Origin of the sequence: Bradyrhizobium sp. 197 (genome assembly GCF_023073375.1) — a bacterium.
Lineage (GTDB): Bacteria > Pseudomonadota > Alphaproteobacteria > Rhizobiales > Xanthobacteraceae > Bradyrhizobium.
Genome location: NZ_JADPJJ010000030.1, coordinates 439,915 through 451,307, shown reverse-complemented (window position 1 = coordinate 451,307; position 11,393 = coordinate 439,915). Strand labels below are relative to the sequence as shown.

The window sequence follows — 11,393 nt, the reverse complement described above, 5'->3', positions numbered from 1 at the left end:
ATCTTCGCCCATTGGGCGTCAGTCAAAACGAATCGGTCCATCCCAAGCTTGAATCACAACCAAGCCCCGATGAGAATCCTGAATCCCAACAGACCCTAGGTGTCGCGGCGCCTCGCGTCGCGAAGCTAGGCATCTGTTCCGGCGCTTCCGCCGCTGAAAGTACAACGGCCTCTGCGAAATTGGTTCGCAGAGGCCGTTGTCGTTTTCGTGGCAGTACCCTGCCGATCAGTTTCCGGCCGGATACGCCGCTGGGGCGACATGCGCCCTGTTCAGGAGGATGCCGAGCTCGTCGAGTTCCTGCACCGGCACGTCGATGGTCTCCCCTGCCGGGATGTCGAGACGGTATCCGACGTAGCGCCTGGCCACGATCGCATCGAAGCCGAGGCGGTCGCGAAGTTTCTTGCGCAGCTTGCTGACGTGGCTCTCGATCACGCTCTCGTCGAAGGTCGCCTCGAAGATGCCGTAGACCGCGTTGAAGATCTGCGTCTTGGTGACCCACTTGCCGTGGTTGCTGACCATATATTCGAGGATGCGCAGTTCGCGTCGGGGCAGGGTGAGGGCGTGGCCCGCGATCTCGGGGTCACGTCCGTTGAAAAAGACCTGGATCCTGGTCTCGCAGGGCCTCGGCAGTTCCCCGACCCGGCGGCGCGCGATCGCGGCCGTTCGAGCGAGGATCTCGCGGAGATGAATCGGCACGTGCACGACGTCATCGACGCCCGATTCGAACAGCTCCAGCGTGTTCTTGAGCATCTTCTGTCCGCTCATGGCGATGATGGGAGCCGAGGAGCGCCTGCGCATCGCCCGCGGCAGGCTTCCGCGAGCGTCGCAATCCCCGAGGAGGAAGGCGTCCACCGCAGCCAGATCCGATTCACTCGCAGATTGCAGCCAGTCCCAGAATTCTCCGGAGGAGAAGCCGATCGACGATACACCTTCGCGAACGAGCCCTCCGACATAGCTGTTCGTGACGCTCTCGCGATCATCAACGATAATATACATCAGTCTTTCGCCCCTGTTTCGCACTTGCTGCGGCCGGTTCGTTGTTGTGATGCCCGGCTCGGCAGCGGTGCTGTTTGACGACATTCCTTCCCGCGAACCGTTATTATGGTTTCATATTCGCGGGCAGCCCTACGCATTCAGTGCCTGCGTCTCGCAGGCCTGCTACTTCGACTCGATACTGAACGCTTACCGCGTGAGGCCCGGCGGGTGTCTTACGGATCACCTCGCGGAGCGGATTGAGAAAGCGACCTAGAACAGTTGCGCCAAGTGCTTATCGCGTCCGAACGCTACTGTACTGTGTCGTTCTCCTCGCTAACTGGCGAGAATCACTTGAGTAGGACCGTAACAATTGCCGATTCCCGATCAAGCGTGCGCAACAAAGCGGTTGCTACGCGTGCTTGATACTGTTGCTTTGTTTCGAGTTGTTTCTTTGTATGTACAATCGCATCAGTTGATTTGGAATTAAAACTAGTTTTGCACTTTGGCAGTTCTAAAGTTCCGCATCCCCGTATGAATACAGCCTTTTCGGGCGGTGCCGCGGTTCATGCAAATGGGGAGGTTTTCAACCCGGGATTGACTCTCGTCGCCCTGTTTCCACATGCGACAATTCGACTCATGTATGGCAAGGCGACTCCAGCTTGGCGAAATCTTGACGGAGGTGTGTCTTTCGAGTCGCACTCTCGCCACGTGTATGACGCGTTTGACTCAGTTGCGTCGCTTCGCGCGCGATGAAAAGATTTCGATGCGCACGTTTCAGGCAAGCTTCGGCACATAACGTCACCGTTCGATAGGTCGAACCGAACGGAGCATTCTCACATGTTGTCCGATGGACAAGCTCGCCCCAACGCGACCGCCAATGTTTCCGCAGCGGCGAAGCCGGCTGCGGAGGCGCGCGATGCCGGGGACAATGCGACGGGAGCCGCCAAGCCTGCTGCGACCACCAGGCGTGTGTCGGCAGCGGCGAGTGATGAAACTCTGGCGAAAGAGGCGCTCGAGGGTCTGAAGCGTATTCGCGCCAAGGCGCGGCTCGACAAAATGGCGATACACAAGCCTGCGCCGATCGTGATCAAGCCGGCCGTGATCGTGGCCAAGCCGCCGCCGCCGCGTCCGACATGGGTCGCGCCGCTCGCGACATTGGCAGTCGCTGCGATGGTGGTGGTCTGCGCCTGCACTGGCGCGATCGTCTATCTCACCACGCAGCCCGCCCAGAGCAACGTCGCGGCCAGTACGGAGATCAGGAATCTGCGTGAGACGGTGGCGCAATTGCGCAAGCAGATGTCGGGCGTGTCCGACAATCTCGACGGCCTGCGCACGGCGGTCGATCAATCGAGCAAGGCGACCAATGACCGTTTCGGCCGTTTTGGCGAGAACCTGGATCGCATCGAGCGGGTGAGCTCGTCCTCGACGGTGAAGCTCGATAAGCTTGCCCAGGCGCAGGCCCAGGCTCCGACGCCCGTTGCCTCACAAACACAGCCAATGCCGATGATGGCTTCGGTCCCGGCGCCCGAGGTCACGGGATCGGTGTCTCCGTCCGAGCGCATGTCGGCGCCGCGCAAGACCATCAAGGGCTGGTCGGTCCGCCAGGCCTATGAAGGGATTGCGATCCTGCAAGGCCCGAACGGCGTCGTCGAGGCCGTGCTGGGACAGCAGGTGCCGGGCCTTGGCCGTATCGAGGAGATCAAAAACGAGAACGGACGTCTGGTGGTGGAGTCCAGCGGGGGCGTCATCTATTCGTCACGCAAGGCAACGCCCTGATCGAGGGCCGCCTTCTATTGGCGGTGGTGCTCGAAGCTGGTGCATAGCAGGTCGACCTCCGCCTCCGCGATCGGCGCGCGAAACAGGCGGCAGCTGAACTCGGCCGCCGTCTTGCTGTCCGTGGTGCGATCTTCGCGCAGGAAGATGCAGCGCTTGCAGACGTCGGTATGGTGCCGCTGTTCGGCCGCATCGGCCTGATCGAGCACATGCCGGAGCGTGTCGCGAAAGCGAGTCTTGGCATCGTCGTCGAGAATGGCAATCGGCTCGAGCAGAACGCTGATGGGGTCGCGCACGAGAAATTTCTTGCCCTGCTGCGTCACGCTCAGCAACACAGAGCGCTTGTCCGTGGCGGAGCGCTTGCGCTCGATGTAGCCCAGCCGCTCGAGCTCGCCGATGACGAAAGAGGCGGTGCCGCGCGTGGTGCCAACGTAACTCGCGAGCGCCGAGGGCGTCCGGGAAAACCGGTTGGCGCGGGAGAGGAAACGCAGCGCCATCCATTCGCGGTCGCGCAGGCCATGCTTGGCGCCTTCGAACCACAGGATACGGGCCATCTGTCCCAATAATTCGATCGCTTCGCGAGCCAAATGCATTTCAATTCCAGGTCGGATAAATCTTTATTCAATTGAGCTTCTGGTAGCGCAATCCGGGTGGCTGATAATGAAGCTCCCGAGAGAGACGGAACTTCCGGCGGTGGAACTAGAGCGTCACGAAGAAAGTTCGAGTAAATCGCCCGGCTCAACTGTTCTGAAAATTTCAGTCAAATAACTGCGATTCGCCTGCAGAATCCCGATAGCGTACGACGGGGAGCAACATGATTTGCCCTTGCGACCACAGCAGAGCCCATTTGTTGCGGCGACGCGGTTCGAATTGCGCGAGCAGGCAGTTGCGCTGCAACTCGTGGCGGCGAAAGTGGAGGCGAGAGAACCACCGTTTTCGGTTAATGGATGTTGCGTCGCAATGCAGGCAGGCGGTTAAGTCCCAAATACGATCGAGCCCGGGAATGCCAGAGTATCGTCTGTGATCGAGCAAGCGAAGCCGTTCAACGTCAAGCGCGCAGCATTGGCCGCCACCGTCGGCAACATGCTCGAATTCTACGACTTCATCACCTACAGCTTCTTCGCCATCCAGATCGGGAAGCGAGTACGGCAGCCTGATGTTGTCGCTGGCGACCTTCGGCGCCGGCTTCGTGACGCGGCCGATCGGCGGAATCGTGCTCGGGATCTATTCCGACCGCATCGGCCGGCGCCCCGCCATGCTGCTGAGCTTCGCGCTCATGGGGCTATCCATCCTGACCATCGCGCTCACGCCGTCCTATCAAGCGATCGGTCTTGCCGCGCCCATCATCGTGATCGCGGCGCGTATGACGCAAGGCTTTGCCCTCGGCGGCGAGGTTGGGCCGACCACCGCCTATCTGATCGAGATTGCCCCGCCCGAGCATCGGGCGCTGGTGGTGGCATGGCAGCCGGCGAGCCAGGAGATCGCCGCGACCGCGGGCGCGCTCGTCGGCGTCATCCTGAGCCGGACGATGGCGCCGGAAATGCTCGACGCCTATGGCTGGCGGGTGGCGTTTCTGATCGGGGCGGTCTGCATACCGTTCGGGTTCTGGATGCGCCGAACGCTGCCCGAGACGATCCCGCAGGCCAAAGCCGGTGCCCGCACCGTCGAACACGTCAGTCATCTTTCGCAGGCGAGGCGCCACCTTGGCATCATCGGACTTGCGCTGATGATCCTGGCAAGCGGCACCATCTCGACCTACGTCACCCAGTACATGACGACCTATGCGCAGAACACGTTGCATGTGTCGTCCACACTGGCTTTCGCCGTGTCGCTGGTCAGCAACGGCATTCAGTTTGTCGGCGCACTGGTCGGGGGCTGGCTGGCAGATCGTCTTGGTCGCAAGCCGGTGATGATCTGGCCGCAGCTCGCAACGCTGCTGCTGACTTACCCGACCTTCCTGTGGATCGTCCATGCGCCGGGCGCGTTGTCGCTCCTGGCCGGTTTCGGTGTCTTGTCCGTCATCGGGTCGCTGCCATTCACTGCGTTCTACGCGACCTTCGTCGAGGCGCTGCCCCAGAACATTCGCGGTGGCGTGTTCGCGACCGTCTATGCGGTCGCGATCGCCAGCTTCGGCGGCACGGCGCAGCTCGTGGTCACCTGGCTCCTCCACCTCACCGGCAATCCGCTGGCGCCGGCCTGGTACCTGCTGCTTGCGGCAATCGTTGGACTTGTTGCGATGAGTCTGATGCCCGAGACTGCCCCGGGGAAGCAGCGTCGGGGCAAGGCCTGAAAGCGGCGTGCTCGCAGGCTGGTGATTTGCGTTTCGCCGGCAATTATCGGCGAATGCATCGCCTTGGGGATCAGGGCCAGGCATCAGGAAGGGATGAACCGATGAGCATTGAAACCACCATGACATCCGACGTCGTCGGGCTGACCAAGGCCGCCCCGGTCTCGCGGCGCGGATTCATGAGCGCCACCGCGGCGGTTGCCGCCGGCTACACGCTTGCGGCCGGGCCCGTGCGCGCCGAGGCGATCACGACAGACACCAGCGGTCTCCAGGCCGGCGACGCCAAGATCAAGGTCGGCTCCGAAGAGATGCCTGCCTATTTCGCCCGCCCGGCCGGCAACACCAAGGCGCCGGTGATCATCGTGGCCATGGAGATCTTCGGCCTGCACGAATACATCAAGGACGTGACGCGGCGCCTCGCCAAGCTCGGCGCGTTCGCAGTCGCGCCTGACTATTACTTCCGCAAGGGTACCGATCTGACCAAGATCGCCGAGATCAAGGACCTGCTGCCGATCGTCAATGCCAAGCCGGACGCGGAACTGCTGTCCGATCTCGATGCGACGGTGGCGTGGGCGGGATCGCAAGGCGGCGACACCGCGAAGCTCGGTATCATCGGCTTTTGCCGCGGTGGACGCACCGTCTGGGAATATGCCGCCCACAACGGCACGCTCAAGGCTGGCGTCGCCTTCTACGGTCCGCCGGTCGATGCTCCCAATCCGCTGTGGCCGAAAAGCCCGATGCAGCTGGCGCCCGAGATGAAGGCGCCGGTGCTCGGCCTGTATGGTGGCGCCGATACCGGCATTCCCGTCACCCAGGTCGAGCAGATGAAGGCTGCGCTCGAGCAGAACAAGAAGACGGCCGAATTCAAGATCTATCCGGAAGCGCCGCACGGCTTCCATGCCGACTACCGCGGCAGCTACCGCAAGGACGCCGCGGAAGATGCCTGGAAGCGGGCGCAGGCCTGGTTCAAGAAATACGGCGTTCTGAGCTGACGTCGCAGCATGATCCGGAAAAGCGTGTAGCGGTTTTCCGGCAAGATCATGCTCAAACAATTCAAGAGGGCGATCCAATCGTCCGCCCTCTTTCCAATGCGGCGTGCCGATCTCATTTCACCATGGCGCCATAGACGATGTCCTGGACCTGCTCGCGATAAAATTTCCGCAGCTCGCCCGGCGCCGCCGTTCCGACAACCACGACGAGACGCTCCTTGGGGTCGCAGAAGAACTGTGTCCCGTACGCGCCATTCCACGTGAACTCGCCGGGATTGCCGGGGACCGACGACAATCCTTCGCCGGTGCGGACAGCGACCGCGAGGCCAAATCCGAAGCCGGCGCGGTGCGGCTCGATGTTCGCCACGTTGTTCTTGATCTCGGGGCCGAGATGATTGGTCGTCATGTGATGCACGGTCTTGGGACCGAGGACGCGCTGGCCGTCGAGCTCGCCGCCGTTGAGCAGCATCTGCCCGAAGCGGATGTAGTCGCCGACGGTTGCGAACGAGCAGGCGCCGCCGCAGTCGAATTTTGTCGGCGTGTCCAAAAGCTTGATGGCTTGCGGCTTGCCGGTCAGCGGATCGTTGGCGAACGGGCGGGCGAGGCGAGGGCGCTGTGCGTCGGTCGGATGGAAGGTCGCGTCCTTCATGCCGAGCGGTTGCCAGACATTGGCGGCGAGATAGTCGCCGAGCTTCTGCTCGCTCACCTTCTCGACCACAGCACCAAGTACGTCGATCGAAAAACCGTATTCGAACTCGGTCGAGGGTTGATGCGCCAGCGGCAGCTTTGTGATGCGATCGATGAACGCCTGGGTGTCGCCTTCGATCGCCGGCGCGGTGCCTTCAGGATATTGTCGCGCAAGCGTGCTTGAGCTGTCCGGGCGGCCGCCATACATCAGGCCGGACGTGTGCCGGTAGAGATCGTGAATGAAGATCGGCGATGCCTGCGGTTCGAGCTTCAATGAACCGTCGGCCTGCTGAACGCCGACCTTCATGTCGGCAAAGCCGGGATAATAGTCGGACAGCTTGGCCTGGAGCGGCAGCTTGCCCTGCTCCATCAATGTCAGGCCCGCGACTGCCGCCATCGGCTTGGTCATCGATGCCAGCGCGAAGATCGCGTCAATAGGCATCGGCGTGCCTTTGTCCGGATCCAGCATGCCATAGGCCTTGTAGTGCACAAGCTTGCCGTCACGGGCGATCGCGACGACCGCGCCGGGGACGCGCTTGGCGGCGATCTCACGCGCGAAGAAATTGTCGAGCCGCGCAAGGCCTTGTTTCGAGAAGCCGGCGTCGTCGGGACTGGCTTCGGGCAGCGGCGCGGCGCGCGCTGCACCAAGCGTGATGACGGCAGCCGCCGCGACCATGGCGATCGTCTTCATTGTATCCTCCCAAGCGCGGGCTCGTTATGCAGTGGCCCGCTGAGTGGTTAGATCACGACCGCACCGGCGCGAAGTCAAGCGCGGGCAGGGCATGTCTGGGACGCCGGGAATGCCGGAACCCTATCGTCCCTCTCCCGCGCGCCATAACGCATCCAGAGCGTGGCGGTAGGTCGGATAAGCAAGTGTGACGCCGAGCTCGCGCTTCAATTTCGCGTTGGAGACACGGGCGCTGCTGGCATAGAAGCTGCGCGCTATCGGCGACATCCCGGCGGTCTCGAAGGCCTCTTCGGGCGGCGGCGCAACGTTCATCAGCTTCGCCGCATGGGCGATCACGTCCTGCGGCGGCGCCGGCTCGTCGTCGCAGACGTTCCAGGTGCCGCCGCTCGGGTGATGAACCGCGGCCGTGATCGTGCTTGCGATGTCGTCGACATGGATGCGGTTGAACAATTGTCCCGGCTTGATGATGCGCCGGGCCGTTCCAGCGCGCAGCGTCACCAGCGCGTTACGGCCGGGGCCGTAGATGCCCGCAAGCCGCAGGATCGCGGCGTTGCCGCGCGTTATGTCCGTCCAGGCCCGCTCGGCAGCGACCCGCATACGGGTGCGGTCGAGGATGGCCTGCGGCGGTGTGCTCTCGTCGACCCATCCGCCGCCGTGATCGCCATACACGCCGATGGTCGAGAGATAGATGACTTTGCGCCGGCCCGCCGCCAGCACGTCGCCGAACGCGGCGATGGCGGGATCGCCGGCGCTGCCGGGCGGGATCGAGACGAGAAGGACGTCGGCGTCGCCGATACGTTCGACCGTCTCGCGCGCGGGGCTGCCGCCGGAAAAGGCATGCATCTCGATGCCGGCGGGGTCATCTCGCTTCGCGGGATCGCGCACGGTGGCGGCGATATGTGAGAAGGTGCCGCCAAACCTGCGGACGAAATGCCCAGCGCTGTAGCCAAGGCCAAGGATGAAGAGCCGCATGTGTCCGCCGTGCTGGTTCGTTCGCGCCGTTGCGCGTGTCTCCGCTCATAAGGGATTTTTGGGTCCGGCAAAAGATATTGCAATTTTACTCGCACGCTGCCTCGGGCGACGCTCACTTGTCACAGCGGCAGGAGGGACGGATCGATCATGCAGGCAGAAGCGCCCGCCATAGCGCCATGTGACGCCGCTGAGCTGATCCGGCGCGCCGCAGCGCTGATCTTCGATATCGACGGCACCTTGGCCGAAACCGAGGAACTGCATCGGCAGGCCTTCAATTATGCCTTCGTTCGCCACGGTCTCGACTGGCAGTGGGACCGGGCCGTCTACAAGGACCTGCTGCGGGTCACCGGTGGCAAGGAGCGCATTCGCGTCTTCCATGGACGGCTGAAGATTGCTGCGCCATTGTCGGACGCGAACATCGCGGAACTCCACCGCATCAAGACCGCGCATTACGCCGAACTGGTCGAGACCGGCTGCTGCCCCTTACGGCCCGGCGTGACCGGTCTCCTCATTGCTGCCAAGGCGCGCGGCCAGCGGCTCGCGATCGCGACCACGACGTCCCACGGCAACATCGATGCGCTGCTGTCGCGGGCGCTGGGGACGCGCTGGTCCGCGGATTTTGAGGCGATCGTGGCCGGGGATGATGTGGAGCACAAGAAACCTGCGCCGGACGTCTATTTCGAAATCCTGGCGCGGCTGAAGCTCAAGGCGTCCGACTGCGTCGCGATCGAGGATTCCGCCAACGGCCTGATCGCGGCCTCGCGGGCGAAGATTCCCGTGCTCATCACCCGCAGCATGTTCTTCCGGGACGACGATTTCAGCGCGGCGCGGGTCGTGCTGGATGATTTGTCGGAGCTCGGATGAGGCCGCAGAACAAAAAAACTGAAAAACAACCCCATGCACAGTAGAAAGTGCCTGCGGGCCGGCCGCGTTCAGTGGACGCGGTGGCTCGTTCTATCATCCTCAGCCTGCTCGACAATCTGCGCGATGGGGCTCGACTGATGATGCACCAGCCGCCATCCGTCGCCGACGCGCCGAAAATGGTTGGCAGCAGCCAAAGCGGTGCCGTCAACGATCTCGATACAGAGCACGCGCGCGCTGTCGCCGTCGACGATGGCCTGCGGTTCGGCGCAAACGATCTGCGGCCGCTGCGGATTTTGCAGGATATCGCGCCAGCTTCCGATCACCGTGGCACGCCCGATAATCGCCGGCCAGCCGGGATGGATGCAGGAAATGGCGTCGTCATCTGCCCACATCTGTTCCATACCGTCGAAGTCGCCGGTTGAAAAGGCGGCGTAAAAGGCCGCGTTGGCGGCGATGATCTTGCTGTCCTTTGCCATGCCTCTCGGGTGGGGCAATGACAGGCAAAAATCAAGCGCGACTTCCGTCGGCTTTCTGTTCGATCTGGACCGCAGTGCAGCATGCCTGCTTTGTGGTCACGCGGAGAGGTGCGTCTCCACCGCCCGCCGCGCGCCATCCTCAAAGAGACGGCCGAGCGCCGCGGTCACGGCCTCGCGCAGGCGCGGCTCGGCACCCAGCGGCCCGAACACTTTTCCGACGCCGAGCAGTGCGGGCGCCAATCGCTCGGCGACGGGACCTGCCTCGCGCGCCAAGCCAGCGAACTCGGCGGCGAGCGGATCGCGCACGTCGATGGCGCGGCCCTGCTCGTCGAGGCCGGTGACGTAGCGCATCCAGCCGGCCACCGCGAGCGCATGCGTCGCGACCGGTAAATTCTTAAGCAGGCGATCCTGCATCGCGCCAAGCAGCCGCTGCGGCAGCTTTTGCGAGCCATCCATCGCGATCTGCCAGGTACGATGATGCAGCGCCGGATTTGCGAAGCGCTTGAGCAGCGAGGCGCGATAGGCGGCCAGATCGGCACCGGCAGGCATTGTCAGCGTCACCGCGGCCTCCTCCATCACCTGCGCGGCAAGACGCGCGAAATGCGGATCCAGCATGGTGTCGGCGATGGTCTCGTAGCCGGCGAGATAGCCGAGATAGGCGAGCGCGGAATGGCTGGCGTTGAGCAGCCGCAGCTTCATCAACTCGAACGGCTTGACATCAGTGACGAACTCGACGCCCGCGGCGGCAAGGTCAGGCCGGCCCGCCGTGAAGCGATCTTCGACCACCCATTGCGTGAACGGCTCGGTCATGACGGGCCGGGCGTCGCGCAAGCCGAGCGCGGATGAAACCGTATCGCGGTCGCTATCCGTCGTCTCCGGCACGATGCGGTCGACCATGGTCGAGGGGAAGGCCGCTGTATCCGTAATCCACTTGCCGAGGTCCTTCGAGCGCAGCGCTGCGAACTGCGTCACGATCCGCTGCACGGTGTGGCCATTGGCGGCGAGGTTGTCGCAGCTCAGCACGGTGAAGGGCGGGGCACCCAGTGCTCGCCGCCGCGCCAGTGCCGCAACGATGAAGCCGGGCGCCGAACGCGGCGCGTCGAAACTGTTGAGATCGTGCACGACATCAGGATGCCGCTCGTCGAGATCGCCGGTCTGCGGCGTGTGGCAATAGCCCTTTTCGGTGACGGTGAGGGAGACGATACGAATGGCGGGATCGGCCATCCGCTCGATCAGCCGCGCCGGGCTCTCGCGCGCGACCACGCTGTCGAGCAGCGCGCCGATCACCCGGTGCTGGGTGCCTTCGGCCGCACGGACCGCAACCGCATAGAGATGGTCCTGCGGGGCGAGGGCGTCGCGCGTGTCAGGGCTGCGCAGGCTCGCGCCGACGATGCCCCACGACGCGGCGCCGGCGGCAAGGCAATCGTCGATGAATACGGCCTGATGGGCACGATGAAAGGCGCCGAGGCCGAGATGCACGATGCCGGGCGTGACCCGCGAACGGTCATAGGCCGGGCGGCGGATGCCAGGTGGCAGCCGGTCGAGATTGGCGCGGCCAAGGCGCGTTGAACCAAGGCGCATGGACGTGTCTCCCCTTGCTTTGCCGCTGCTTGACATGGCGTCTGTCCTCGGTCAATGCTGCGGTCAATTGGTAAGACCAATTTTCCAAAATTGGCGGGCTG

At 63.4% G+C, this 11,393-nt stretch carries 9 protein-coding genes and 1 pseudogene; 4 read left to right on the top strand and 6 right to left on the bottom strand.

The features are described from left to right. Positions 1 to 225: 225 nt before the first annotated feature. Positions 226 to 996, bottom strand: coding sequence for a response regulator transcription factor (locus tag IVB27_RS08605; protein ID WP_247442904.1), 771 nt, complete (start codon positions 994 to 996; stop codon positions 226 to 228). An 816-nt stretch (positions 997 to 1,812) separates the two neighbouring features. On the opposite strand from IVB27_RS08605, the gene IVB27_RS08600 reads away from it, so the two are divergent. Then, complete coding sequence (locus IVB27_RS08600) at positions 1,813 to 2,751, top strand: hypothetical protein (protein WP_247442903.1); 939 nt, start codon at positions 1,813 to 1,815, stop codon at positions 2,749 to 2,751. A 14-nt stretch (positions 2,752 to 2,765) separates the two neighbouring features. Here IVB27_RS08600 and IVB27_RS08595 read toward each other — a convergent pair whose 3' ends face one another. Beyond that, positions 2,766 to 3,341 carry a MarR family winged helix-turn-helix transcriptional regulator gene (locus IVB27_RS08595; RefSeq protein WP_247344605.1) on the bottom strand — a complete coding sequence of 192 codons (576 nt, stop codon included), beginning with the start codon at positions 3,339 to 3,341 and terminating at the stop codon, positions 2,766 to 2,768. A 427-nt stretch (positions 3,342 to 3,768) separates the two neighbouring features. Between IVB27_RS08595 and IVB27_RS08590 the strand changes: the two are divergent. Further along, positions 3,769 to 5,038: pseudogene (locus IVB27_RS08590) on the top strand (MFS transporter). 101 nt (positions 5,039 to 5,139) lie between these two features. Next, positions 5,140 to 6,027 (top strand): dienelactone hydrolase family protein, encoded by an 888-nt coding sequence (locus tag IVB27_RS08585; protein WP_247350758.1) that lies wholly within the window; start codon positions 5,140 to 5,142, stop codon positions 6,025 to 6,027. A 112-nt stretch (positions 6,028 to 6,139) separates the two neighbouring features. Here the strand turns inward: IVB27_RS08585 and IVB27_RS08580 are convergent, their stop codons facing one another. Continuing rightward, entirely contained in the window at positions 6,140 to 7,402 is a 1,263-nt protein-coding gene (locus IVB27_RS08580) for a serine hydrolase domain-containing protein (RefSeq protein WP_247442901.1), read from the bottom strand. A gap of 120 nt (positions 7,403 to 7,522) precedes the next feature. Further along, on the bottom strand, positions 7,523 to 8,371 hold the full coding sequence (locus IVB27_RS08575; RefSeq protein ID WP_247442899.1) for an SDR family oxidoreductase: 849 nt from the start codon (positions 8,369 to 8,371) through the stop codon (positions 7,523 to 7,525). A gap of 147 nt (positions 8,372 to 8,518) precedes the next feature. Between IVB27_RS08575 and IVB27_RS08570 the strand changes: the two genes are divergently transcribed. Continuing rightward, entirely contained in the window at positions 8,519 to 9,235 is a 717-nt protein-coding gene (locus IVB27_RS08570) for an HAD family hydrolase (RefSeq protein ID WP_247442898.1), read from the top strand. 68 nt (positions 9,236 to 9,303) lie between these two features. Here the strand turns inward: IVB27_RS08570 and IVB27_RS08565 are convergent, their stop codons facing one another. Next, positions 9,304 to 9,711 (bottom strand): nuclear transport factor 2 family protein, encoded by a 408-nt coding sequence (locus IVB27_RS08565; protein WP_247350762.1) that lies wholly within the window; start codon positions 9,709 to 9,711, stop codon positions 9,304 to 9,306. A gap of 96 nt (positions 9,712 to 9,807) precedes the next feature. After that, positions 9,808 to 11,292 (bottom strand): mannitol dehydrogenase family protein, encoded by a 1,485-nt coding sequence (locus tag IVB27_RS08560; RefSeq protein WP_247442897.1) that lies wholly within the window; start codon positions 11,290 to 11,292, stop codon positions 9,808 to 9,810. Positions 11,293 to 11,393: the final 101 nt, after the last annotated feature.

Bases quoted from the DNA above. Each gene is read 5' to 3' on its own strand.
- IVB27_RS08565 (WP_247350762.1), bottom strand. From the start codon at position 9,711: ATGGCAAAGGACAGCAAGATCATCGCCGCCAACGCGGCCTTTTACGCC.
- IVB27_RS08595 (WP_247344605.1), bottom strand. From the start codon at position 3,341: ATGCATTTGGCTCGCGAAGCGATCGAATTATTGGGACAGATGGCCCGT.
- IVB27_RS08575 (WP_247442899.1), bottom strand. From the start codon at position 8,371: ATGCGGCTCTTCATCCTTGGCCTTGGCTACAGCGCTGGGCATTTCGTC.
- IVB27_RS08570 (WP_247442898.1), top strand. From the start codon at position 8,519: ATGCAGGCAGAAGCGCCCGCCATAGCGCCATGTGACGCCGCTGAGCTG.
- IVB27_RS08600 (WP_247442903.1), top strand. From the start codon at position 1,813: ATGTTGTCCGATGGACAAGCTCGCCCCAACGCGACCGCCAATGTTTCC.
- IVB27_RS08605 (WP_247442904.1), bottom strand. From the start codon at position 996: ATGTATATTATCGTTGATGATCGCGAGAGCGTCACGAACAGCTATGTC.
- IVB27_RS08585 (WP_247350758.1), top strand. From the start codon at position 5,140: ATGAGCATTGAAACCACCATGACATCCGACGTCGTCGGGCTGACCAAG.
- IVB27_RS08560 (WP_247442897.1), bottom strand. From the start codon at position 11,292: ATGCGCCTTGGTTCAACGCGCCTTGGCCGCGCCAATCTCGACCGGCTG.
- IVB27_RS08580 (WP_247442901.1), bottom strand. From the start codon at position 7,402: ATGAAGACGATCGCCATGGTCGCGGCGGCTGCCGTCATCACGCTTGGT.